This is a genomic window from Bradyrhizobium sp. WSM471 (assembly GCF_000244915.1).
Taxonomy (GTDB): domain Bacteria; phylum Pseudomonadota; class Alphaproteobacteria; order Rhizobiales; family Xanthobacteraceae; genus Bradyrhizobium.
In genome coordinates this window covers 7,730,120-7,753,715 of record NZ_CM001442.1, presented here as the reverse complement: position 1 = coordinate 7,753,715, position 23,596 = coordinate 7,730,120, and the positions used below count along the sequence as shown (strand labels likewise).

Genomic DNA, 23,596 nt, shown 5'->3' with positions numbered 1-23,596 from the left:
GAGGACAGAGCCCTCTCCCGGCCTCTCCCGCAAGCGGGAGAGGTGAAGTCAAAAAACTCAGCGCTTGTTCTTGATCGGAACGTCCATGTCCTCGATCTTCAGCTCGCGCACCGGCTCGAGCACGGCCCAGGCGACATTCGGATCGACCTTGACCTTGAAGTGATACATGCTCTGGAGCGCCTGATGGTCTTCCTTGCGGAACATCATCTTGCCCTTCGGCGTGTCGAACTCCAGGCCTTCCATCGCGCTGATCAGCTTCTCGGTGTCGGTCGACTTCGCCTTGGTGACGGCGGCGACGACGGACATCGCGGCGGCGAAGCCGCCCGCGGTGAAGAAGTCCGGCGGCGCGTTGAAGCGCTTCTGGTGCTCGGCGACGAACCAGTCATTCACCGGGTTCTTCGGGATCGTGTAGAAATAATAGGTCGCGCCTTCCATGCCGGGCAGGCCCTTGTAGGCGGCGAGCGCCGGCAGGATGTTGCCGCCGGTGGACAGTTCGATGCCGTAGCGCTTCGGATCCATGTCCTGGAGCTTTGCCAGCGGATTGCCGGCGCCGGCCCAGATTACCCAGATCACCTTGCGGCCCGGCTTGTCCTTCAGCGCGTCGAACAGGCGCTGGCCGACCGCGGTGAAGTCGGTGGTGGAGGTCGGGGCATATTCTTCGGCGGCGAGCGTCGCGCCGGTCTTGCCGAGCGCCTCCTTGAAGGCGGCGACGCCGTCACGGCCGAAGGCGTAGTCCTGCGCCAGCGTTGCGACGGTGACGCCCTGCTTGCCGATCGCGACCGCGTTCGAGATCGCGTCCTGCGACGAGTTGCGCGCGGTGCGGAAGATGTAGCGATTCCACTTCTCGCCGGTAATCTGATCCGCGACCGCGGGCTCGACGATCAGGATCTTCTTGTTCTCCTCGGCGACGGGCAGGATCGCGAGTGCCGCGGCCGACGAGGTCGTGCCGATCGCGATGTCGGCCTTGTCGTCCTGATAGGCTTCAGCGAGCGCGGCCTTGGAGAGATCAGGCTTGCCCTGGTCGTCCTTGGTGATGATGACGATCTTGCGCCCGTCGAGCGTCATGGTGCCCTTGGTGGCGTATTCAAAACCCATCTGCAGGCCGGTCTCGGTCTGCTTGGCATAGGCTTCGAGCGGGCCGGTCTTGCCATAGATCAGCGCGACCTTGAGATCGTCGGCCTGTGCGGAGGTGCCCGCGGCGAGGGCGAGGATGGTTGTTGCTAAGATGAGCGATCGGCGCACGATGGTCCCTCCTGATGAATTCTTTGGCCATAGCGATTTGCACAACCGTGCAGACATTGCAATTCCACCTTCCGGCGGGCCACGGAACGGACATGTGTGATGCTGTCTCGGCCCGGCCGCGCCGGATCGCTTCCGCCGAGGAAATCGGCCGATGCACCTGCTGACCTCACCCGTGGACCGGGTTGCTCAAGCCTTGCAAAGTAACGATCAGGCCCGAGTTACCGCCGGTATCCGTTCGCGCGGGAATAGCCCTGCCGGTTCTGTTGCGTCGAGCGGTTTGTGACGCTGGCGCGTGCTTCGCTGGAGATGGGCGTTGCGAGCTTCAGCTCCTCCAGGAAGATCGGCCGGGAGAAATAATAACCCTGCGCGTAACGGATCTTGGTCGCAGCCTGGAGGTAGGCGAGCTCCTCGTAGGATTCGATGCCTTCGGCAATCACGGTCATGCCGAGCGCTTCGCTCAGGGATTCGATCGCGCGCAGAATCCCCTGGTTGCGTGGACGCTTATGGATATCGGTGATGAAGGAGCGGTCGATCTTGATCTCGTCCGCGGTGATGTCGGCCAGCGCCGAGAGCGAGGAATAGCCGGTCCCGAAATCATCGATCGAGATGGCGACGCCGAGCTTGCGGAACATCGGCAGGATCTCGGCCTGGAAATGATTCTTGGCGACGAAGGCGTCTTCCGTCACCTCGATCATGAAGCGCTGCGGGAAACCGGTGTCATCGAGCGCCTGGGCAAAGCTGCGCATGAACTCGGGGTTGCCGGCCTGCTTGGCCGCGACGTTGATGCTGATGGTCGCTTCCTCACCGAACGTCTCGTTGATCAGGTCGATCGACTTGACGATCTCGGCGAGCACGAGATGGGTCAGCTCGTCGATCAGCCCGAGTTCGGTGGCGAGATTGATGAACGAGCCCGGCGCCTGGATCACGCCCTCGTCGTCGCGCAGCCGCACCAGGGCCTCGATGCCCTTCACGTCCTGCGTGCGGATGTCGACCTTGGACTGGAAGGCGCAGCAGAAGCGTTTCTCGAGGATGGCGAGCCGCAGCGACTGCTCGATCTTCATCCGCGCCAGCGCCTCGCGCTCCATGCTGGAGTCGAAGAAGGCCGCCGATCCCTTGCCGTCATTCTTGATGCGGTACATCGCGATGTCGGCGTTCTGACGCAGTGTCTCGAAGCTGCTTCCGTGATCGGGGTAGAGGCTGATGCCGACAGAGGTCGAGGCGAACACTTCCGAATTGTCGATGAAGAACGGCGCGGTCAGCCGCTCCAGCGTCGATTGCATGAATTCGGCGACTTCCTCCTGGCTCTGGATCGGCGACAGCAGCAGCAGGAATTCGTCGCCGGAGATGCGCGACAGCATGTCCGAATCGCGAAGGCCGCGTCCAAGCCGCTTCGACAGCTCGACCAGCAGGGCATCGCCCACCGCGTGGCCGTAATAGTCGTTGATGTGCTTGAAATTGTCGACGTCGAGAAAGGCGAGCGCAAAGCGCTCGCCGGCGCGACCCTGCGCGAGCAGGCTGGTGGCGCGATGTTCGATCACGCGCCGCGAGGGCAGACCGGTCAGCTCGTCGAAATAGGCCGAGCGGAACAGCTGGTCCTCGAAATTCTTCTGCTCGGTGATGTCGGAGGAGGCCGAGATCAGCAGCTCGCGTCCATCGAAGCGGACCGGACGATGGGTGGTCAGCAGCACCTGGCGCGCGGCTCCGTCGTGGAGCGCTTCCTCGGCGACGACCGCACGGCCGGAGCTCAGGGCCTGCCGGCAGGCTTCCTGGCGCGGCGCGAGATCGCGCGAGGGGCGGCTGCCGTCCATGCCGAGCTGGGCGGCCGCGACATCGTTGACCAGGAGAAGTTCGCCTTGCGCGTCCTGCACGGTCAGGCCGGCAGGCAGCATTCTAACGATTTCCTTGAGAAATCCGAGTTCGGCTTCGCTCGCGCCGGAATATTTGTTGTCGTTCATAGAAGTCATGAATCTTGTTGTTTCAGCGCGCTTTTGCAATGACCGCGATCTTGCGCGGTTCCCTCTTAAGTTTGGTTAAGGGGTCCGGAGAATTACGGTGGTGTTTTGCGGCGATGCGACGCGCGCAGCCCATCGTCATTAACAGGGCGTCAACGCGTCCGGCGAAACCGCGAACGGACGCACGCGAACGGCTTTCGTTTGCGCCGCGTCTAACCGTCCTTGGGGATACGGCATTGCATGGTGCAATGAAGTCCGGTCCTGAGATAGGAAACCTCCGTCTTGCCGTCGAAGGCCGACAGCGCCGACTTCAACAGCTTGGTGCCGAAACCCGGCTCGGAGACCTTGTCGACGCTCGGGCCTTCGGTTTCATCCCAGGTCACGGTCAGGCGGTCGTCGCTGACGGTCCATGACACCTGCAACAACCCGCGCGGCGCGGAGAACGCGCCATATTTGCCCGCGTTGGTGGCGAGTTCGTGAAACATCAGGGACAGCGTGACCGCAAGCTTCGGCGGCAGGAACAGCCGTTCGCCGTTGAGCGTGAAGCGGACATGGCCGTAAGGGCCGAGCTCGGAGATCAGGAGGTCGCGAATGTCGCAGCCGGCCTTGTCGATCCGCGAAATCAAATCGTCGGTCGCGGCGAGCGATCGCAACCGTGGATCAATCCGGGCCCAGATTTGCGGCTGATCGTGCAGCACCTGATGCAGCACCGCATGCACCGTCGACAGCTTGTTCTTCAGCCGGTGCTGGAGCTCGTCGACCAGCAGCTTGCGGTAGTCTTCTTCTTCGATCAGGCGCCTGGAAATCCGGCGCTGCTCGACGAGGAGCGTGCGATAATGCTCGACGCCCCAGATGGTGAGCGCGCAGACCGCCCAATAGAGCGCCAGCAGGGCGAATCGCGCGTGATCGGCAAGGGCATCGCCGAAATTCACGACGACGCCGAGCACGCCGCCGACCAGCGCGGTGATGATGCCGATGCGGAAGCCGCCGAACGCGGCCGCAAAGAACACGGCCGGGAAATACGGCGTGAAATAGACGTCGGGCCGCACATGGGCGAGAGCCCAGCGCGCCAGCGTCGCAACAAGCAGGCAGGCGACCGCAAACGCAAGGCTCAGGCCGAGCGATGGCGGTGCCACGCCCTGCCAGCCCTTGCGGAATTCGTCGATCAGCTTCCCCATAAGCAGTCCGGTCGCGATATGCGTTCGACAATCGAGCGGTCGCCAGGAATGTTACGCATGTCGCTGGCCCCAAGCAAAGCTTGCCTTCTCGGAAGCCGGCAGGAATAGTGCCTGCTGCGGCGCCGACCGTCTTGGCGCCGTCGTCGATCGGTGTCCGCCATTTGGCGTCAAGGGGTTCGAAAACAGGGACATTCCATGGGCAGGCTGGATGGCAAGGTCGCGGTGATCACGGGCGCGACGAGCGGGATCGGGTTGCGGACTGCAGAAGTCTTCGTTGCCGAAGGTGCCAAAATTGTGATCGCGGGGCGGCGTATACTGGAAGGCGAGGCGCTGGCGAAGCAGCTCGGGGCGAATTGCGTCTTCCGCCAGACGGATGTGACGGTCGAAGCGGAGATGCAGGCGCTGATCGCGCTCGCGGTGGACAAATTCGGCCGCATCGACTGCCTGTTCAACAATGCCGGCGGCCCCGCGCAGACCGGCGGCATCGAAGGCCTCGAGGTCGAGCGCTTCGACGCGGCGATGGCCACCTTGGTGCGCAGCGTCATGCTCGGCATGAAGCACGCCGCGCCGCACATGAAGAAGCAGGGATTTGGCAGCATCATCAACAATGGCAGCATCGCCGGCCGTCTTGCCGGCTTCTCGTCGTCGATGGTCTATGGTGCGGCCAAGGCGGCGGTGATCCATCTCACCAAATGCGTGGCGATGGAGCTCGGCGAATCCAACGTCCGCGTCAACTCGATCTCGCCCGGCGCCATCGCGACCGGTATTTTCGGCAAGGCGCTCGGGCTTTCGACCGACGCGGCGGAGAAGACGCCCGCGGTGATGCGCGAGATCTACAAGACCGCGCAGCCGATCCCGCGAGCCGGCCTTCCCGATGACATCGCCCATGCAGCGGTGTTCCTGGCCAGCGACGAATCCAGCTTCATCAATGGCCATGACCTCGTCATCGACGGCGCGATGACCGGCGGCCGCAACTGGAGCCAGCAGCAGCAGGGCTATGTGGCGCTGCGCAAGGCGTTCGATCAGGGGGCGTAGGAGGTTGGTCTCGTGCCCCGGACGCGGCGCGGCGCGAAGTGCCGCTCCGCAGAGCCGGGGCCCATCTCTCGCACGGAACGTGGCTCACGATTCTGGGTCTCGGCTCGCGCTTCGCGCGTCCGGGACACGCAAATGGAGCGCTAAACCGCCTTCACCCGCACGCGCAATCCGTCGCGCGGCTTCGGGATCGGCCACATCTGCCAGTCGGGCTTGTAACCCGGCTCCAGCGAGACCTCGATGTTCTGCAGGAAGTGCCGCGCGAAACATTTGGCCTGCATGTAGGCGAAGTGCAGGCCGAGGCACATATGCGCGCCGCCGCCGAACGGCACCCAGGCAAAGCGGTGGCGGTTGCGCTGGGCCTCTTCGGTGAAACGCAGCGGATCGAACCGATCCGGTTCCGGCCAGATCTCCTTCATGTGGTGGGTGTAGAGCGGATTGACGCCGATCGCGGTGCCGGCCGGAATCGTAAAGCCCTTGAAGGTGAAATCGCGCATGGCGCGGCGCGGCATCGAGGGCACCGGCGGCTTGATCCGCAGCGCTTCCTTGAACGCCATCTCCGACAGCGGCATCTTTTCGAGATCGTCGAAGCTGCTCGGCGCATCAGGGGCGAGCCCCAGCGCCATGACTTCCGCGCGAAGCTTGTCCTGCCAGTCGGGATTTGCCGCGAGCTCGCCGATGAACGACGTCAGCGACGAGGTCAGCGTATCGTGCGCCGCCATCATCAGAAAGCTCATGTGGTCGATGATATCCTGTTCCGAGAGCAGCGCGCCGTCCTCGTGGGTTGCGCGGCAGAGCTGCGAGAACAGATCATCGCCACCGTGATTGCCACGCCGCAGCGGAATCTGCTCGCGGAAATAGGCGACGATGCGCTGGCGTCCCCTGACGCCGGCCGCCATCTGCGTGCCGGGCAGCGGCCGGCGGATCGGGGCGACGGCAGCGGCGACCATGTCGACGAAGGCGCGGTTGATCTGGTCCACCTCCGGCCCGATATCGGCGCCGAGAAAGGACGCGGCGGCGAGATCGAGCGTGAGCTGCTTCATCGCCGGATAAAGCTGCATCTCGCCGGGCTTGGCCTTCCACTGCGCGACGCGGGCGGCGATGCCGCGGTCGAGATCACTCAGATACGACTTCATCGGGCCGGACTTGAACGCGACCGACAGCGCCTTGCGGTGCAGCCGGTGCTCCTCGAAATCCAGCAGCATCAATCCGCGCGGAAACAACAGGCCGAGTACCTTGTTCCAGCCATGGGTCGAGGAGAACAGCTTTTGCTGGTCAAACAGCACGAGCTCGTTGGCCTCGGGGCCGAGCAGCACGACATTGGTCTCGCCGAAGAAGTGCGTGCGATAGACCAGGCCGTATTTGGCGCCGTTCGCCTCGATATGCCCCTTGGGGTCGGCGAGGACCTGAAAGGTCTTGCCGACGATCGGCCAGCCTTCGTCGCCGGGGATGTGTGTCAGCTCGTTGCGCTTGGGCGGAGTGAAGCCGAGCGCAGGGGCGGCCACATTCTGCATCGACATGACGATCGCTCCGGTTGGCTGGACCCAACATAACACAATCCGGGTCCGCGGACGTGACGATGCTTCGCTGCGGCCATCCTTCGAGACGCCCGCCTCTGGCGGGCCCTCAGGATGAGGACAGCGTTGTGCGGCAGCAGTTTCATCGGACTCCGGTGCCGCTTAGCCTCATCCTGAGAGGGTGAGAATCTTTCGTCTAAACGGGCATTTGCCGTAGCCGCTTTGCTATGATTCGATGACGGGGCGAAGCAGGGGCAGATGATGGCTGACGATCAATTGTTCGAAGACTTGCCCGAGCAGGATAAGCCACTACCCAAGGGACGCGGCGCGGTGCGGTTGCGAGAACCGGAACGCAGCCAGATGAGCATGCAGGTCGCGGCATTGGACGATCTGGTAGGGGATGATCATCCGGTCCGCGCGGTTTGGTCGTTTGTCGAGGGGCTGGATCTGTCGGCGCTGTACGACGTCATCAAGGCGCGGGAGGGCGAGCCCGGACATCCGCCGGCCTCGCCGAAGCTGATGCTGGCGCTTTGGCTCTGGGCCACGATCGATGGAGTGGGCAGCGCTCGCCAACTGGACCGGCTGTGCCGGGATCATCTGATCTATCGTTGGTTGTGCGGCGGAGTGTCGATGAACTATCACAGCCTGTCGAACTTCCGGATCGCCCATATGGCGGTTCTGGAACGGCTGCTGACACAGGGCGTCGCGTCGATGGTGGACGCTGGATTGGTGTCGCTCGACACCTTGGCGCAGGATGGTTTGCGGGTGCGCGCGGCGGCCGGAGCGGGCTCGTTCCGCCGGCGGCCACGGCTTGATGAGTTGAAGACGGCAGCGCAGACGCGGGTGGAGCGCCTGCGCTTTGAAGTCGAGACCGATCCTGCGGCCGATGATCGGCGTCGGCGTGCGGCAAAGGAGCGTGGCGCCCGCGAGCGTGCGGAGCGGATCGCGGCGGCGCAGGAACGCATGAAGGAGCTGGAAGCCGAGCGGGAGCGGCGAGAGAAAACCAACAAGAAAGAGGTGGCCAAGCAGAAGTCGCCGCGCGCTTCCACCACCGATGCCGACGCACGGGTGATGAAGATGGCCGATGGCGGATGGCGCCCGGCCTACAACACACAGATCGTATCGGCTCCGGAACACCAGGTGATCGTTGCGGTCGATATCGATACCAGCGGCTCGGATCGGGGCTTGGCCCAGCCGGGGATCGAGATGGTGCATGCCGAAGGCTACCAACCCTCCAACTATCTGGTCGATGGCGGCTTCACCAAAAACGAAGCCATTGAGTGGGCCCATGCCAACGGTATAAAAGTGTGGTGTCCGCCAGCGCAGACAAAACACGGCACCGACCCTTATGCCCCTAAGAAAGGTGACGGTGTTGGCGTCGCGGACTGGCGTGAACGCATGAAGAGCGACGATGGCAAGGCGTTCTACCGGCTGCGTTGCGAACACGAATGCATCAACGCCCATGCCCGACGCATGGGCCTGCGCCAGTTATCCCTGCGCGGCAAGATCAAGGCCCGCATCCACCTGTTGTGGTTCGCGGTCGCTCACAACATGATGCGCTTCTTCGCCTTACACGCCAAGGCGCAAGCGGCATAAATAGGCGAGCCCGCACCAATAGGCGCCAACAAAGCCCCCATCAGCGGGCCGGTTCAGCTGAAAACCTTGGGGTCACTGCTCTCCAGGCAATGCAAAGCTCTCTCGGCGGGAGCGAAACATTCTCAAGCTCTGAGGAGACCGCGCAGCGGTCGTCTCGAAGGACGAGGCGTTCGCCGAGGTCCGGGCGGGCTCTGAACCTATCGTTTCGCCGCTTCCTTCTGCAAATCCGGCGCGTTGACGGCCGGAATCGCAACGCGGCCGGCGCCGGTCACCTTCAACGCCTCGGCGGCCTTCTCGTTTTCCATGATCTTGGCCATCACGGCCTGTCCTGCGCGTTCGAAGATCGCGCGATTCTCGATCACGAATTTTTGCGACTTGCGCAAGCCGTCGACGTAGCCGTTGATCTCCGGCACGACGTAGCGCGCGACCATGTCCCAGCTCCGGCGCGTGTTCTCCGGATTGGCCCAGTCGTGCACGAAGCCGATGACGGCTCCGACTCCGCCGGAGACCTGCATCACGTTCTTGATCATCTTGACGAGATCGTCGGGCGTGCCGATGACGGAGGCCGCGCCGTCGACGAAAGCGGTCTTGTCCACGGCCTCGTCGGGTGAGGCGAACGCGGTCAAGCCCGGCCGCTGCAGCGTGCCGACGTTATATTCGTTGTGCCAGCGCATCAGCCCGGCGCCGGCCTCGCGGCGGGCCTGCTCGCGGGTTTCGGCGACGTGCCAGGTCAGCAGCACGCGCCAGTTCGCGCGATCGACCTTGGTGCCGTGCTTTTTCGCCGCATCCTCGGCGAACTGCCATTGCTGCTGCAGCGACATCAGCCCCTGCGTCGTCATCGAACCCAGCGAGATGATGCCGATGCCGTATTTGCCGGCGAGGGTCATGCCGGAGGGCGAGATCTGCGAGGCCACGACGAACGGCATCTCTTCCTGCAGCGGCAGGATCTGCAGCGCGGCATCGTTCATGGTGAACCAGTCGCTCTTCGCGGTGACGCGCTCGCCGTCGAAGAGGCGGCGGATCACGCCGATCGCCTCATCCTGACGGTCGCGTTGCGTCATCGGATCGATCCCGAGCGTATGCGCATCGGAGGCCAGCGCGCCGGGGCCCGAGCCGAAGATGGCGCGGCCGCCGGTCATGTGGTCGAGCTGCACCATGCGCTGCGCGACGTTGTAGGGATGGTGATAGGGCAGCGACACCACGCCGGTGCCGAGCTTGATCCGCTTGGTGCGCTCACCGGCCGCAGCCAGGAACATCTCCGGCGAGGCGATCATCTCCCAGCCGGAGGAATGATGCTCGCCGCACCAGAACTCGTCATAGCCGAGGCTATCCAACTGCTCGACCAGGTCGAGATCGCGCCGGAACTGGAGCATCGGATGCTCCCCGATCGGATGATGCGGGGCAAGGAAGGCTCCGAACTTCAGGCGCGCCATTGGCGTTCTCTCCAACTTACATTTTTTGTTTGTTTGTGACGCGAAGCTACGTGTTGAAGACAGCGAACGCAATCGCGCGATGTCCCGCGCGGTGGAATGCAGCCATGCGATGGAGCGCTCTGTCGGGGAAGACGTGAGACCTCGCGATACCTGCCTCGGAGGCCAACACGCGTTCGCGCGCCAATGCATCAAACCGTCACAAAGCAGATCGATTCGTCGCACCGCTGGTGGGCGACCTTCACGGCAACAAAAACGTCCTTCTGGCCGCCTGCTCGGCTCACCCTGACTTTGCCATTGAAGCCCTGCAATCAGCGCGCGCAGGATTTCTCGTCTCGCCCGCCCTGTTCCTGACGTTAATCATGATCTGCCCGCATTCCTGGCGTGGATGCGCCGGGCATCTGCACGAAGTTGAGGCATTGCGGTTAATACGTGCGGATTTCTGCAGGCTTTCCTGAGATTTAGCACCTCATCGACAGCACACGGTCTTTTTATTTTGCGCTGCAGCAACTATTTGGTTTGGGTGGACGTTGAACGTCGCCTGCCAGGAGTTGCCGTGTCGCTAACCAGAAATGTCGATCTCTTGAGACGTCTGCCAAAGCTGGACGGATTGCGCTTCGCCGAGTTTGGCCGGAGCGCCGATGCGTCCAGTCCGTTGCAGGAGGTCACGGGCTTCGGCGACAATCCCGGCAATCTGCGCCTGTTCGCGTTCGTGCCGCCGCAACTGCAGAAGCCGCGCGCGCTCGTCGTCGTGCTGCACGGCTGCGGCCAGACGGCGGCAAGCTACGACCTCGGTGCCGGATGGTCGACGCTCGCCGAGCACTACGGCTTCGCGCTGTTGATGCCCGAGCAGCAGCGCATCAACAACAGCAACACCTGCTTCAACTGGTTCAATCCCGAAGACACGGCACGGGACAGCGGCGAGGCGTGTTCGATACGCGAGATGATCGCGCACATGATCGAAACCCATCGCGTCGATCCCAAGCGCATCTTCATCACGGGCCTGTCGGCGGGTGGCGGCATGACGTCGGTGATGCTAGCGACCTACCCTGAAGTCTTCGCGGCCGGTGCGGTCATCGCGGGACTTCCCTACGGCATCGCGACCAATCTGCGCGAGGCGCTGGACGGCATGTTTCATTCCCCGGAGCGGCCGGCGCGCGAACTTGGCGATCTGGTGCGGCGGGCCTCGAATCATCGCGGGCCGTGGCCGAAGATCTCGGTGTGGCACGGCAGCGCCGATCGCACCGTCAATCCCGGCAATGCCAACGAGATCGTCAAGCAATGGCTCGACCTGCACGATCTGCCCGAGGCGCCGATGGCGGAAACCGACATCGACGGATATCCGCGCCAGGCGTGGTGGAACAAGGACGGCGAGACGCTCGTCGAGTCCTACGCCATCACCGACATGGCACACGGCACGCCGCTCGGCCTTGCCGACAACGACCAGCGCTATGGCGTGGAAGGCGCGTTCCTGATCGAGGCCGGCATCTCCTCGTCCTATCACATCGCCAAATTCTTCGGCCTCACCGGCTGGATTCCCGACGCGGCGAAGAAGGCCGAGCCAAAGCCGACGCCGGCCCGCTCGCCCGCGCCGCATCTGGCCCGCTCGATCCGCGCGGCGGTCGCCGAAGAGCCGGCCGAGCCGAAGCGCGAGGAGGCCCGCGGCTTCGATCTCGGCCAGATCATCACGCGCGCCCTCACGGCCGCGGGATTGATGAAGTAATTCAGGCCGTCGCGCCGATAAGGCAGGAGTTTTGTGCCCGTCGTCGCTGCGATCCGCGACTGGGGTGACCGCAACCTGAGCCAGCCCGCAGCGTTCGCAGACGCCGCGGAATAGGCGCTCACATCTCGCCGGTGATGAACGGATTGGTCATCCGCTCCTGGCCGATGCTCGAGCCGGCGCCGTGGCCGCAGATGAAGCCGACGTCGTCGCCGAGCGGCAGCAGCTTGGTCTTGATGGAGTCGATCAGCGTCGCGTGGCTGCCGCCGGGCAGATCGGTGCGTCCGACCGAGCCTGCGAACAAGACGTCGCCGACATGGGCGAAGCGCAAGTCCTTGTTGAAGAACACCACGCTGCCCGGCGAATGGCCGGGGCAATGATAGATGTCGAACTTGAGATCGCCGATGGCCACGCTGTCGCCTTCGTCGAGCCAGCGGTCCGGCTCGAAATTGCGCACCCCCGTCATGCCGAAGCGCGCGCCGCTCTCGACCACGTTATCGAGCAGGAATTTGTCCGCGACGTGCGGGCCCTCGATCGGCACCTTCAGCGCGTCGCGCAGTTCGGCCGCGCCGCCGACATGGTCGATATGGCCGTGAGTCAGCCAGATCTTCTCCACGGTGACGCCGGTCTGTTTGATGGCGCCCAGGATCTTCGGCACGTCGCCGCCGGGATCGATCACCACGGCCTTCTTGGAAGGCTCGTCCCAGATGATGGTGCAATTCTGCTCGAACAGCGTCACGGGGACGATGATCGCGCCCGCCTTCGCGCCTGCCTCGGCTTGTGTCTCATTTTGCTCGGTCATGGCGCCACAATGCCGATTTTTGCCATGTCGCCAAGCAAAAGATTTGTCCACGGGGCTCGGGAACAGCCGCGGACATCGTCACACGGCCGTCCCAATTCGCCTGCCGTTTTGAACCGGGGCGCTCCTTCCGCGTTCTTCCGCGCGAGAAGCAGTTTTTGGATGGATTTCCCGCATGGCTCAAGGCGGCAGCATTTGGTGGCGCGACGGCATTTTCTATCAGGTCTATCCGCGCTCCTTTCAGGATTCAAACGGCGACGGTGTGGGCGATCTCGCCGGCATTTTGCAGCGGCTGTCTTATGTGAAATCGCTCGGCGTCGACGCGATCTGGCTGTCGCCGATCTTCCCCTCGCCAATGGCCGATTTCGGCTACGACATCTCCGACTACACCGGCATCGAGCCGCTGTTCGGCACGATGGCGGATTTCGATGCGCTTCTCGCCGCCGCGCACGACAACGGCCTCAAGCTGATCCTCGACCTCGTGCCGAACCACACCTCGGACCAGCATCCCTGGTTCGTCGAGAGCCGCTCCTCGCGCGATAATCCCAAACGCGACTGGTACATCTGGCGCGACCCGGGCGAGGGTGGCGGCGTGCCGAACAATTGGCTCTCCGAGTTCGGCGGCAGCGCGTGGCAGTTCGATGAGACGACCGGTCAATACTACTATCACGCCTTCCTCGCCCAGCAGCCGGACCTCAACTGGCGCAATCCCGATGTCCGCGCGGCGATCTACGACGTGATGCGGTTCTGGCTGGAGAAGGGCGTCGACGGCTTTCGCGTCGACGTGATCTGGCACCTGATCAAGGACGCCGAGTTCCGCGACAACCCGCCCAATCCGCATTATGCCGAGGGCCGGCCGCCGAACGAAAAGATACTGACGCAATATTCCACCGACCAGCCGGAGGTGCACGACGTCATCGCCGAGATGCGCCGCGTCACGGATGCCTATGATGCCCGCGTCCTGATCGGCGAGATCTATCTGCCGCTGCATCGCCTGATGGCCTATTACGGCAACGATCTCACCGGCGCGCAGATGCCGTTCAATTTCGCGCTGCTCTCCACCTTCTGGAGCGCACGGTCGATCGAGAAGATCGTCGAGGATTACGAGAAGGCGCTGCCGAAGGGCGCCTGGCCGAACTGGGTGCTCGGCAATCACGATCGCCCGCGCGTCGCAAGCCGCGTCGGGCCGGAGCAGGCCCGAATCGCCGCCATGCTGCTGTTGACGCTGCGCGGCACGCCGACGCTCTATTACGGCGACGAGATCGGCATGCATCAGCTCGCGATCGCTCCCGAGTTCGTGCGCGACCCCTTCGAGAAGAACGTACCCGGCATCGGTGTCGGCCGCGACGGCTGCCGCACGCCGATGCAGTGGGATTCCTCCAACTTCGCCGGCTTCTCGGACGTCAGGCCATGGCTGCCGCTGCCGGAGGATCACATCCGCAACAACGTCGTCGATCTCGAAGCCGATCCAATTTCGATCCTGACGCTCTACAAGCGCCTGATCGCGTTGCGGAAGGGCTGTCCGCCGCTAGTCGCGGGCGACTATCATCCGGTTGCCGCGCAAGGCGATCTCCTGGTCTATCGCCGCGAGGCCGCGGGCAGGGCGGTGACCGTGGTGCTCAATCTCGGCCCCGAGCCGATCGCGGTCACCACCAGCGCGATCAAGTTTGGCAGCGAGATTCTGCTGTCGACGTTTCTGGATCGCGAAGGGGAGCGGCTCGAAGGCGTGCTGGATTTGCGCGGCAATGAAGGGGTGGTGGTGATGCCGCCATGACCGTCGTCCTGGACAAGCGAAGCGCAGATCCAGGACCCATTACCCCAGGGAGTGGTTTCGCGAAAATTCGTAGTTTTCACTTCGAACGACAACGAGCGATTGGGGTAGTGGGTCCTGGCTTTCGCCAGGGCGACAACGGAGTGTGTAGTCGCACCTACCCCGGATGCTTGTTGCCCCGCACCGTCTTGTCGATATCGCTCCGCTTCAACAGATAATCCAATCCGCCGACACGGTACCAGCGATAGCCGTAGGGCTCCAGCACGACGCGGTGCTGGCCGCGCTTGTCGGCGTGGCTGTGGTCTTCCGCGAGCAGATTGATGAGGTGCTCGCCGGCCTCGCCCGGCAGCCCCGCCGAGAATGCGATCTCGCGCGGCTTCTCGTCGAGATTGTGCACGAACAGCACGGAATTGTTGCGCCAGTCGTAGCGCATGATGAACACGGCGGGATCGCGCGTCGCGATGATCGAAAAATCGCCCCAGCCGATCTCCGGCACCTCCTTGCGCATGCGGACGATGCGCTCGGTCCAGTTCAGCATCGAGTTGGGATCGCGTCGCTGCTTGGCGACGTTGACATGCGGATAGCCGTACGGTCCTTCGTCGATGACGGGCAGGGCTGGCTTGTCGCTGGTGGTGAAGCCGCCATGCGGCTCCGTCGACCATTGCATCGGCGTGCGCGCGCAATTGCGTTCCGGCAGCGAAAGGTCATCGCCCATCGCGATCTCGTCGCCATAGCGGATCACCGGCGTCCCCGGCAGCGTGCACATCAGGCTGTAGGCGAGCTCGAGCCGCCGGCGGTCGCCACCCAGCATCGGTGCCAGGCGGCGGCGAATGCCGCGGTCGTAAAGCTGCATGTCCTTGTCGGGACCGAACCTTTTGAACACGGTGTCGCGCTGCGCGGGGGTCAATCGCCCGAGATCGAGCTCGTCATGATTGCGCAGGAACAGGCCCCATTGCGCCGAGGCGGGCCGCGGCTTGGTCGCCTTCAGCGCTTTCGCCAGCGGGCGGGAATCGGATGAGGCCAGCGCATAGAACAGATGCTGGTTGACCTGGAAATTGAACATCATATGCATGCGGTCGGCATCGCGGCCGAAATATTCCATGTCGGTTTTCGGCAGCACATTGGCTTCGGCGAGGATGATGGCGTCGCCCTGCCGCCACTGCAGGAATTCGCGGAATGCGCGCAGCATGTCGTACTGCTCGGCCGGCTTTTTCACCTTGGCACCCTTGGTGGCGATCACGAAGGGCACCGCGTCCATGCGGAAGCCGGAGACGCCGAGCTGGATCCAGAAGCCCATGATCTTGAGGATCTCGGCTTGCACATGCGGGTTCGAGGTGTTGAGATCCGGCTGGAAATCGTAGAAGCGATGAAAGTAATACGCTCCCGCTTCCTTGTCGCGCGTCCAGGTCGATTTCTGAACGCCGGGAAACACCATGCCCTGATTAGCGTTGGCCGGCTTCTTGTCGGACCAGACATACCAGTCGCGGTAGGGCGAGTTCTTGTCGCTGCGCGCCGCCTTGAACCAGGGATGCTGGTCGGAGGTGTGGTTGACGACGAGATCGATGATGACGCGAATGCCGCGCTGCTTGCAGCCATGGGTGAACTCGACGAAATCGCCGAGCGTGCCGTAGCGGGCATCGACACTGTAATAATCCGCGACATCGTAGCCATCGTCGCGGCCGGGCGAGGTCTGGAACGGCATCAGCCAGATCGTGGTGATGCCGAGGCCGTGCAGATAATCGAGCCGGCGCAGCAGGCCCTTGAAATCGCCGATGCCATCGCCGTTGGCGTCCATATAGGTGCCGACGGAGAGGCAATAGACGATGGCGTTCTTGTACCAGAGATCATCGATCATGCGCGCGCAGCCTCGGTGGTTCCGCCGAGGTGCGGCGGCTGCGTGATAAGTGTTAAGAGCGAGAGCGGTTCCGTGCTCCGCCGTCGTCCTGGACAAGCGAAGCGCAGATCCAGGACCATTGCCACAGGGCAAAGTTTGACGAGGACTGGTGGCTATCAGCTCGTGCACCAACGATCCCTTGGGGTGATGGTGTGGACGGCCCCCTACGGCATCAGTGTGCCAGAATGAGGTTGTCAGAAACTCATTCACAGGAGCCGTCCGTGAGCCAGATTATCCGCATTGGGATGGATACGTCGAAGTATATCTTTCAACTGCATGGGGTGGATGCCTCGGAGCAGGTCGTGCTGCGCAAACGGCTTGGCCGCAAGGGGATGCTGGAGTTCTTTGCCAAGCTGCCGCCGACGGTGGTGGTGATCGAGGCGTGTGGGGCGGCTCACGTCCTGGCGCGAGAGCTAGGTAAGCTGGGACACACAGCCAAGCTGATCGCTCCGCAGCTGGTGAAACCCTACGTGGCGCGCAATAAGAACGATGGGCGCGATGCAGAGGGGCTGTGCGAGGCGGCGAGCCGGCCGCGGATGCGCTATGTGCCGGTGAAAACCGCCGAGCAACAGGCCGCGCTGATGCTGCTGGGCATCCGCGAACAACTGGTCGTGCGACGCACTCAACTTTCCAACATGATCCGCGGCTATGCGGCGGAGTTCGGTCTGATCGAGGCCAAGGGGCTGGACAAGCTGGTCTCGTTCCTGGCCGCAATCGAGCACGATGAAAGGGTGCCGACGCTGGCCCGCGAACTGTTTGCGACGCTTGCCCGCCAATATGATCAGGTGCAGGTCGAGCTGAAGGCAGTGGAGGCGAAGCTTCTCGCCTGGCACCGTGCCAATGCCTTGAGCCGTCGTTTGGCTCAGATCCCGGGGATCGGTCCGGTCACCGCCGCAGCACTGGTGATGAAGGCACCCGATCCTCACGCCTTCCGCTCGGGACGGCTGTTTGCCGCCTGGCTCGGCCTGACCCCAAAGGACCATTCCACCGCGGGAAAGACCAGGCTCGGCAAGATAACCCGTGCAGGCGATGAGACCTTGCGTCAGCTGCTGGTGCTTGGGGCAACTTCGGTGGTCAAGATCGCCAAATCGAAAGCTCGTGGGCCGAGCTGGCTGATCGAGCTTTTGAAGCGCAAAACACCGAAGCTGGCGGCGGTGGCGCTGGCCAACAAGATGGCCCGCATCGCCTGGAAGCTGATGACGACGGGAGAGCAATACGATCGCGCGCGGCTAGGGGCGCAAAACGAGGCCCAAACGGCCGCTGCCGTGTGATCGAAAGATTCGGCCGACCGGCGGGTTAGCCCCACCGGCCGAACCGGAGCTGCAAGAGCAGAGGAGATGGTGCGATCGATCGTTCGAGATGCGAGCAAATCCGTAGGACCCATTGGCCGAATAAGGTCGCATGGGTGATTGGAACTCGTGTCGCGAAAACCATCTTGGCCAGCGGTCCGACAAAGCCGCATCAACAGGCCGGACATATGGATGCAAGCGATCCGATCAAACCTCACTAAGCTCTTGTGCCACGGGGGCCGTCCACATATGGGTCCTGGCATTCGCCAGGACGACGACGGAGGAATCGGTTATCCTCGCCCCATGGACAACACCGCCCGCATTGCCCTCGTGCCGCCGACGGACCGCCGTCAATCCGAGACAGCGCTGGCCATCGCGCGCGGCACGGCGCGATTGTTGCGCTCACTCGGATTCACCTGCATCAGCGAATTGCCGCTGCCCTCCGGGCGGCGCGCCGATCTCGTCGCGCTGAACGAGCGTGGCGAGATCTGGATCGTCGAGATCAAATCGTCGGTGGACGATTTGCGGGCCGATCAGAAATGGCACGAATACCGGGCGCATTGCGACCGGCTGTTCTTCGCGTTCACCCAGGACCTGCCTTGCGAGATCTTTCCGCAAGACACGGGTCTGATCATCGCGGATGCCTATGGCGCGCACCTGCACTGCGAGGCGCCCGAGCACAAGCTCGCTGCGGCCACGCGCAAGCAGATGACGGTGCGGTTCGCCATGGCGGCGGCGTTGCGGATCAACCGGCTGGTCGATCCGCAGGGGCATGCGGAGTTTTGGGAGTGAGTCCGTAGCCCGGATGGAGCGCAAGCGTAATCCGGGATTCGCGCATACGGAACGGCTGTCCCGGATTACGCTTCGCTCCATCCGGGCTACGCAAAGATCCGCGACACCGCTATCGCGGCGCGCGCTTCGCCAGAATCCGCTGCAACGTGCGCCGGTGCATGTTGAGTCTGCGCGCGGTTTCCGAGACGTTGCGGTTGCACATCTCGTAGATGCGCTGGATATGTTCCCAGCGCACGCGGTCGGCCGACATCGGGTTCGCCGGCAACTCGGACTTGTCCGAGCTGGTCGACAGCAGCGCCGCGACGACGTCGTCCGCATCCGCGGGCTTTGAGAGATAATCGACCGCGCCCATCTTCACCGCGGTGACGGCGGTGGCGATGTTGCCATAGCCGGTCAGCACGATTGCGCGGGCGTCGGGGCGCTTCTTCTTCAGCGCCGAGACCACGTCGAGACCGTTGCCATCACCGAGCCGCAGATCGACCACGGCGAATGCCGGCGCCGCCTTGCCGATCTGCGCCAGACCGTCCGAGACGGTGTCGCATGACGTCACCGCAAAGCCGCGCGTTTCCATGGCACGCGACAGCCGCTCCAGGAACGGCTTGTCGTCCTCTACGATCAGAAGCGAGCGGTCGGTCTGTTCATTCAGTTCGGCGATGGCGTTCAAGGTTTGTCCTCTCTCCAACGCATCTACATATGGCCTCGCAATCGGGCGGTGCCAAGGCCGCCAATGGTCGATCGGCCCCGTTGTGCGACGCAAGGTCGCGGCCTATCCTATTGTTTCTTCAAAGGTCTCGATAGCCTCAAAACGCTCCCTCGGCCATGTGATCTGGACCACGGCGCCATGGTCCGGAAAAGTCCGGTTGGTAAACGAGACCTTGGCGCCGGTGCGCTCCAGCAAAGTGCGCGCGATGAACACGCCGAGCCCGAGGCCGCCGCCTTCGTCCTTGCTGCGCCGCCGCGACAAATAGGGCTCGCCGATCCGGTTCAGGATGTCAGGCGGAATGCCGGGACCATCGTCGGAGATCACGAGCTCGATCGTGTCCTTGTTCCACCACGCATTCACCTCGACGGTGGTGCGGGCGAAATCGACCGCGTTCTCGACGATGTTGCCGACGCCGTAGAGGATCGCCGGATTGCGCGAGCCCACCGGCTCGGCCACGATGACAACGGCGATGCGCACCTTGATATCGACGCCGAAATCGCGGTGGGGCGCCACCACCTCCTCGATCAGCTCCGACAGCTTCATGCGGTCGAACGGTGCGCCGGTGGAGGAGAGCTGGGTGATCTTGCTCAATATGTCGCGGCAACGCTGCGTCTGCTCGCGCAGGGTCTTCAGGTCGGCGGCAAAGTTCGGCTCCTTCACCGTCTTCTCCAGCTCGCGCGAGATCAGGAAGATCGTCGCGAGCGGCGTGCCGAGCTCGTGCGCCGCGGCCGCCGCGAGGCCGTCGAGCTGGGTCAGATGCTGCTCGCGCGTCAGCACCAGCTCGGTCGCGGCCAGCGCGTCGGCGAGCTTGCGCGCCTCCTCGGTGACCTGGAACGAGTAGAGGCTGGTGACGCCGATCGCGAGCGCGATCGAGAGCCAGACGCCGACGAGATAGATTGGCGGCAGCACCAGCGGATCGTCGGAATCCCACGGCAGCGGCAGATGGAAGAAGAACAGGATCGAGGCGCAGGCGACAGCCAGCACGCCGAGGCCGAAGGTGAAGCGGGCCGGCAGCGCGGTCGCCGAGATCAGCACGGGCGCGAGGAACAGGAACGAGAACGGGTTCTGGAGTCCACCGGTGAGGAACAGGAGACCCGCCAGCTCCACGATATTGAGCGCGAGCAGTCCGGCCGCCTGCATCGGCTCCAGCCGCTGCAGCGGATTGGATACGGTCTGGAGCGCCAGATTGAGCGCCGCCGACAGAGCGATGATGCTGACGCAGGGGACGATCTCGACATTGAATTCCAGCCCCTGCGCCACGATGAAGATCGCGGCGAGCTGGCCCAGCACCGCGAGCCAGCGCAGCCGCAGGATCGTATCCAGGCGGATATGCCGCTGCGCGGGGCGAAAGTCGGAAGCGGCAAGTTCGGTCATTTCGGCCAAGGGGGCGGTGCCTTCTCGATCACAAGCGCGCGGCTCACGGAACCACCGGATTACAAGCCTTGCGCTCTCCGCTGCAATAGCAGAAGAACGCCCAGCATGACCGAGAATGACAAGGCTTCAAGCTGGCCGACTGTCGCGGATCGCAGCCTCTCCGCGGCCATCGCGGTCGATCACCTCGTCAAGGTGTACAAGCAGACCCGCGCCGTCGACGACATCTCCTTTTCGCTTCCGCGCGGCAGCATCACCGGGCTGCTGGGCGGCAACGGCGCCGGCAAGACCACGACCATCGCAACGATCATGGGCCTGGTGCTGCCAACCTCCGGCCGCGTCCAGGTGCTCGGGCATCGGATGCCGGAGGACAGTGCTTCCGTGCTGGGCCGGATGAACTTCGAGAGCCCCTATGTTGACATGCCGATGCGGCTCACAGTGCGTCAGAACCTCACCGTGTTCGGCAAGCTCTATGCGGTGAAGAACCTCTCCGACCGCATCGCTGAGCTCGCCTGCGATCTCGATCTCACCGAGTTCATCGACCGCGCCAACGGCAAGCTCTCCGCAGGACAAAAAACGCGCGTTGCGCTTGCCAAGGCGCTTATCAACCAGCCCGAACTGCTGTTGCTGGACGAGCCGACCGCCTCGCTCGATCCCGACACCGCCGACTGGGTCCGAGGCCATCTGGAGCGTTATCGCAAGGCGAACAACGCCACCATCCTCCTGGCCTCGCACAACATGCTCGAGGTCGAGCGGCTCTGCGACCGCGTCATCATCATGAAGCGCGGCCGCATCGAGGACGACGATACGCCCGAGGCCATCATGGCGCGCTACAACCGCACCACGCTGGAAGAGGTGTTTCTGGACGTCGCGCGCGGCCGGGTGAACGGCGCGCAGGAGGCGGTGCGATGAGAAACTGTATTCGTAGCCCGGATGGAGCGCAGCGCAATCCGGGGCCTTCGCTTGTGGCACGATTCCCGGATTACGCTTCGCTCCATCCGGGCTACGGGAGAGCGGAATGAGTGAGGCCTCCCTCCACCGCGGCATCTCCCTCCATCGCATCGGCGCGATGATCCTGCGCTATTGGTACCTCTTGCTTTCGTCCTGGCCGCGGCTGCTCGAGCTGTTGTATTGGCCGGCGCTGCAGGTCATCACCTGGGGCTTTCTTCAGCTTTATATCGCGCAGAATGCGAACTTCTTCGCGCGTGCCGGCGGCACGCTGATCGGCGCCGTCATCCTCTGGGACATCCTGTTTCGCGGGCAGCTCGGCTTTTCGATCTCGTTCCTGGAAGAGATGTGGGCGCGCAACCTCGGCAATCTCATGATGAGCCCGTTGAAGCCGATCGAATTCCTGCTGTCGCTGATGATCATGAGCCTGATCAGGCTCGCGATCGGCGTCATCCCGATGACGCTGCTCGCGCTGTTCCTGTTTCACTTCAACGTTTATGCGCTCGGCGTGCCGCTGATCGCGTTCTTCTGCAATCTGATCTTCACGAGCTGGTCGGTCGGCATCTTCGTCTCCGGCCTGGTGCTGCGAAACGGCCTCGGTGCCGAGAGCATCGTCTGGACCCTGATGTTCGGAATCATGCCGCTCGCCTGCGTCTACTATCCCGTCAGCGTGCTGCCGGTCTGGTTGCAATATATCGCCTGGACGCTGCCGCCGACCTATGTGTTCGAAGGGATGCGCGCGCTGCTGATCGAAAACACCTTCAGGACCGATCTGATGCTGAGCGCGTTGGCCATCAACGCGGTGCTGTTGGTTGCATCTTTTGGGGCATTCCTTGCCCTTTTGCGCAGCGCCCGGATGCAGGGCTCGCTGCTGTCAGGCGGCGAATAACGTCACTTTCTCGTGGATTCAGCCCGGTTTTGGCACCTGGGCCACGTAGATGTACGGAACCATGCATTGACGCAATATTACGCATTCGGCAGTATGCTGCGATGCGAAGAGGAATATAGCGATGCCGATTGGTGAGTTTGGCGGCGCGCCGCCCCTGGTGGCCGAAGGCAGTCCGGTCCTGACGACGCCGATGTACTGGATGTACGAGATGGGGCAAGCCTCTCTCAATCCGGCGCGTGCGATCACGGACGCGACCAAGCTGCTGTTTCAAAATCCCCTCAATCCATGGGCACGCACCGAGGTCGGCAAGTCGGTTGCCGCGGCCTGCGAATTGTTCGAACGCACCACGCGCCGTTACGGCAAGCCGGAATGGGGCCTCAACGACACCGAGGTCAACGGCATCCGTGTCCCCGTCGAGGTCCGCTCGGTCTGGGAAAAGCCGTTCTGCCGCCTGCTCTACTTCGATCGCAAGTTCACCCGTCCGCTACGCAGCCCGCAACCGCGCGTGCTGATCGTAGCGCCGATGTCCGGCCATTACGCGACGCTGCTCCGCGGCACGGTCGAGGCTTTCCTGCCGGCGCATGAGGTCTACATCACCGATTGGGCCGATGCCCGCATGGTGCCGCTTAGCGACGGCCGTTTCGATCTCGACGACTACATCGACTACGTCATCGAGATGCTGCACGTCCTCGGCGGCAACACGCATGTGCTGGCGGTGTGCCAGCCCTCGGTTCCCGTCGTCGCCGCCGTTTCGATCATGGAAGCGCGCCGTGATCCCTTCGTGCCGACCTCAATGACGCTGATGGGTGGCCCGATCGACACCCGCCGCAATCCGACTGCGGTGAACAACCTTGCCCAGGAGCGCGGCATCGACTGGTTCCGCAACCACGTCATCACCAAGGTGCCGTTCCCGCATCCGGGCATGATGCGCGACGTCTATCCGGGCTTCCTGCAACTCAACGGCTTCATCAGCATGAATCTCGACCGGCATATGGATGCCCACAAGCAGCTGTTCGCCAATCTGGTGAAGGGCGACGGCGATCTCGTCGACAAGCATCGTGACTTCTACGACGAATATCTCGCGGTGATGGATCTCTCCGCCGAGTATTACCTGCAGACCGTCGACACCGTGTTCGTGAAGCATTCGCTGCCAAAGGGCGAGATGACCCATCGTGGAACACGCGTCGATCCCTCCAAGGTCACGCGCGTCGCGTTGATGACGGTCGAAGGCGAGAACGACGACATCTCCGGTATCGGTCAGACCGAAGCAACGCACACATTGTGCAGCTCGATTCCCGATCATCGCCGCGTTCATTACGTCCAGAAGGGCGTCGGACATTACGGCGTGTTCAATGGCTCGCGCTTCAAATCGGAAATCGTGCCGCGCATCCACGACTTCATGGTCTCGGCGGCGAATCCGAGCTCATTGCAGGCGCTCGCGGCCGAATAATCGCGTTTTTCGGCTTTCCCGCT

The 23,596-nt window shown here is 63.3% G+C and carries 18 protein-coding genes; 9 read left to right on the top strand and 9 right to left on the bottom strand.

Annotated features, from left to right (window positions below; genetic code table 11):
• Positions 1–57: 57 nt before the first annotated feature.
• The 3 genes from BRA471DRAFT_RS35390 to BRA471DRAFT_RS35380 all read right to left on the bottom strand — a co-directional run bounded on the left by BRA471DRAFT_RS35390 (position 58) and on the right by BRA471DRAFT_RS35380 (position 4,372).
• Complete coding sequence (locus tag BRA471DRAFT_RS35390; RefSeq protein ID WP_007616028.1) at positions 58–1,242, bottom strand: substrate-binding domain-containing protein; 1,185 nt, start codon at positions 1,240–1,242, stop codon at positions 58–60.
• 218 nt (positions 1,243–1,460) lie between these two features.
• The gene (locus tag BRA471DRAFT_RS35385; RefSeq protein ID WP_007616025.1) at positions 1,461–3,197 is read right to left on the bottom strand and encodes a bifunctional diguanylate cyclase/phosphodiesterase; all 1,737 of its coding nucleotides are present in this window, start codon (positions 3,195–3,197) and stop codon (positions 1,461–1,463) included.
• Between the two features lie 209 nt (positions 3,198–3,406).
• Positions 3,407–4,372 (bottom strand): sensor histidine kinase, encoded by a 966-nt coding sequence (locus BRA471DRAFT_RS35380; protein WP_007616024.1) that lies wholly within the window; start codon positions 4,370–4,372, stop codon positions 3,407–3,409.
• Positions 4,373–4,567: 195 nt separating this feature from the next.
• On the opposite strand from BRA471DRAFT_RS35380, the gene BRA471DRAFT_RS35375 reads away from it, so the two are divergent.
• Entirely contained in the window at positions 4,568–5,407 is an 840-nt protein-coding gene (locus BRA471DRAFT_RS35375; protein ID WP_007616023.1) for an SDR family NAD(P)-dependent oxidoreductase, read from the top strand.
• Between the two features lie 140 nt (positions 5,408–5,547).
• Here the strand turns inward: BRA471DRAFT_RS35375 and BRA471DRAFT_RS35370 are convergent, their stop codons facing one another.
• Positions 5,548–6,924, bottom strand: coding sequence for a cytochrome P450 (locus tag BRA471DRAFT_RS35370; RefSeq protein ID WP_007616022.1), 1,377 nt, complete (start codon positions 6,922–6,924; stop codon positions 5,548–5,550).
• A gap of 255 nt (positions 6,925–7,179) precedes the next feature.
• On the opposite strand from BRA471DRAFT_RS35370, the gene BRA471DRAFT_RS35365 reads away from it, so the two are divergent.
• Complete coding sequence (locus BRA471DRAFT_RS35365; protein WP_007610752.1) at positions 7,180–8,517, top strand: IS1182-like element ISBrsp10 family transposase; 1,338 nt, start codon at positions 7,180–7,182, stop codon at positions 8,515–8,517.
• 197 nt (positions 8,518–8,714) lie between these two features.
• On the opposite strand, the gene BRA471DRAFT_RS35360 is transcribed toward BRA471DRAFT_RS35365, so the two are convergent.
• Positions 8,715–9,950: an LLM class flavin-dependent oxidoreductase gene (locus BRA471DRAFT_RS35360; RefSeq protein ID WP_007616021.1), complete on the bottom strand. Its 1,236-nt coding sequence runs from the start codon at positions 9,948–9,950 to the stop codon at positions 8,715–8,717.
• 553 nt (positions 9,951–10,503) lie between these two features.
• Here BRA471DRAFT_RS35360 and BRA471DRAFT_RS35355 point away from each other — a divergent pair.
• Positions 10,504–11,670 (top strand): PHB depolymerase family esterase, encoded by a 1,167-nt coding sequence (locus tag BRA471DRAFT_RS35355; protein ID WP_007616020.1) that lies wholly within the window; start codon positions 10,504–10,506, stop codon positions 11,668–11,670.
• A 118-nt stretch (positions 11,671–11,788) separates the two neighbouring features.
• Here the strand turns inward: BRA471DRAFT_RS35355 and BRA471DRAFT_RS35350 are convergent, their stop codons facing one another.
• Positions 11,789–12,469, bottom strand: coding sequence for an MBL fold metallo-hydrolase (locus tag BRA471DRAFT_RS35350; protein WP_007616019.1), 681 nt, complete (start codon positions 12,467–12,469; stop codon positions 11,789–11,791).
• A gap of 172 nt (positions 12,470–12,641) precedes the next feature.
• On the opposite strand from BRA471DRAFT_RS35350, the gene BRA471DRAFT_RS35345 reads away from it, so the two are divergent.
• Positions 12,642–14,240 (top strand): alpha-amylase family glycosyl hydrolase, encoded by a 1,599-nt coding sequence (locus BRA471DRAFT_RS35345; protein ID WP_007616017.1) that lies wholly within the window; start codon positions 12,642–12,644, stop codon positions 14,238–14,240.
• A gap of 154 nt (positions 14,241–14,394) precedes the next feature.
• Here the strand turns inward: BRA471DRAFT_RS35345 and BRA471DRAFT_RS35340 are convergent, their stop codons facing one another.
• Positions 14,395–16,092: an alpha-amylase family protein gene (locus BRA471DRAFT_RS35340; protein ID WP_007616016.1), complete on the bottom strand. Its 1,698-nt coding sequence runs from the start codon at positions 16,090–16,092 to the stop codon at positions 14,395–14,397.
• Between the two features lie 260 nt (positions 16,093–16,352).
• On the opposite strand from BRA471DRAFT_RS35340, the gene BRA471DRAFT_RS35335 reads away from it, so the two are divergent.
• Entirely contained in the window at positions 16,353–17,402 is a 1,050-nt protein-coding gene (locus BRA471DRAFT_RS35335; protein ID WP_007604958.1) for an IS110 family transposase, read from the top strand.
• A gap of 321 nt (positions 17,403–17,723) precedes the next feature.
• Positions 17,724–18,212, top strand: coding sequence for an MmcB family DNA repair protein (locus tag BRA471DRAFT_RS35330; protein ID WP_035974532.1), 489 nt, complete (start codon positions 17,724–17,726; stop codon positions 18,210–18,212).
• A gap of 109 nt (positions 18,213–18,321) precedes the next feature.
• Here the strand turns inward: BRA471DRAFT_RS35330 and BRA471DRAFT_RS35325 are convergent, their stop codons facing one another.
• On the bottom strand, positions 18,322–18,876 hold the full coding sequence (locus BRA471DRAFT_RS35325; protein ID WP_007616013.1) for an ActR/PrrA/RegA family redox response regulator transcription factor: 555 nt from the start codon (positions 18,874–18,876) through the stop codon (positions 18,322–18,324).
• A gap of 102 nt (positions 18,877–18,978) precedes the next feature.
• On the bottom strand, positions 18,979–20,289 hold the full coding sequence (locus BRA471DRAFT_RS35320; protein WP_007616005.1) for an ActS/PrrB/RegB family redox-sensitive histidine kinase: 1,311 nt from the start codon (positions 20,287–20,289) through the stop codon (positions 18,979–18,981).
• A 105-nt stretch (positions 20,290–20,394) separates the two neighbouring features.
• Between BRA471DRAFT_RS35320 and BRA471DRAFT_RS35315 the strand changes: the two genes are divergently transcribed.
• The 3 genes from BRA471DRAFT_RS35315 to BRA471DRAFT_RS35305 all read left to right on the top strand — a co-directional run bounded on the left by BRA471DRAFT_RS35315 (position 20,395) and on the right by BRA471DRAFT_RS35305 (position 23,573).
• On the top strand, positions 20,395–21,198 hold the full coding sequence (locus BRA471DRAFT_RS35315) for an ABC transporter ATP-binding protein (protein ID WP_007616003.1): 804 nt from the start codon (positions 20,395–20,397) through the stop codon (positions 21,196–21,198).
• A 106-nt stretch (positions 21,199–21,304) separates the two neighbouring features.
• Positions 21,305–22,123 (top strand): ABC transporter permease, encoded by an 819-nt coding sequence (locus tag BRA471DRAFT_RS35310; protein ID WP_007616001.1) that lies wholly within the window; start codon positions 21,305–21,307, stop codon positions 22,121–22,123.
• Positions 22,124–22,244: 121 nt separating this feature from the next.
• Positions 22,245–23,573: a polyhydroxyalkanoate depolymerase gene (locus BRA471DRAFT_RS35305; protein WP_007615999.1), complete on the top strand. Its 1,329-nt coding sequence runs from the start codon at positions 22,245–22,247 to the stop codon at positions 23,571–23,573.
• Positions 23,574–23,596: the final 23 nt, after the last annotated feature.

What these genes read in the sequence shown, in the direction of transcription:
- BRA471DRAFT_RS35350 (WP_007616019.1), bottom strand. Translation starts at nt 12,469, where the DNA reads ATGACCGAGCAAAATGAGACACAAGCCGAGGCAGGCGCGAAGGCGGGC.
- BRA471DRAFT_RS35340 (WP_007616016.1), bottom strand. Translation starts at nt 16,092, where the DNA reads ATGATCGATGATCTCTGGTACAAGAACGCCATCGTCTATTGCCTCTCC.
- BRA471DRAFT_RS35345 (WP_007616017.1), top strand. Translation starts at nt 12,642, where the DNA reads ATGGCTCAAGGCGGCAGCATTTGGTGGCGCGACGGCATTTTCTATCAG.
- BRA471DRAFT_RS35370 (WP_007616022.1), bottom strand. Translation starts at nt 6,924, where the DNA reads ATGTCGATGCAGAATGTGGCCGCCCCTGCGCTCGGCTTCACTCCGCCC.
- BRA471DRAFT_RS35360 (WP_007616021.1), bottom strand. Translation starts at nt 9,950, where the DNA reads ATGGCGCGCCTGAAGTTCGGAGCCTTCCTTGCCCCGCATCATCCGATC.
- BRA471DRAFT_RS35330 (WP_035974532.1), top strand. Translation starts at nt 17,724, where the DNA reads ATGGACAACACCGCCCGCATTGCCCTCGTGCCGCCGACGGACCGCCGT.
- BRA471DRAFT_RS35365 (WP_007610752.1), top strand. Translation starts at nt 7,180, where the DNA reads ATGATGGCTGACGATCAATTGTTCGAAGACTTGCCCGAGCAGGATAAG.
- BRA471DRAFT_RS35315 (WP_007616003.1), top strand. Translation starts at nt 20,395, where the DNA reads ATGACCGAGAATGACAAGGCTTCAAGCTGGCCGACTGTCGCGGATCGC.
- BRA471DRAFT_RS35385 (WP_007616025.1), bottom strand. Translation starts at nt 3,197, where the DNA reads ATGAACGACAACAAATATTCCGGCGCGAGCGAAGCCGAACTCGGATTT.
- BRA471DRAFT_RS35305 (WP_007615999.1), top strand. Translation starts at nt 22,245, where the DNA reads ATGCCGATTGGTGAGTTTGGCGGCGCGCCGCCCCTGGTGGCCGAAGGC.
- BRA471DRAFT_RS35320 (WP_007616005.1), bottom strand. Translation starts at nt 20,289, where the DNA reads ATGACCGAACTTGCCGCTTCCGACTTTCGCCCCGCGCAGCGGCATATC.
- BRA471DRAFT_RS35375 (WP_007616023.1), top strand. Translation starts at nt 4,568, where the DNA reads ATGGGCAGGCTGGATGGCAAGGTCGCGGTGATCACGGGCGCGACGAGC.
- BRA471DRAFT_RS35380 (WP_007616024.1), bottom strand. Translation starts at nt 4,372, where the DNA reads ATGGGGAAGCTGATCGACGAATTCCGCAAGGGCTGGCAGGGCGTGGCA.
- BRA471DRAFT_RS35310 (WP_007616001.1), top strand. Translation starts at nt 21,305, where the DNA reads ATGAGTGAGGCCTCCCTCCACCGCGGCATCTCCCTCCATCGCATCGGC.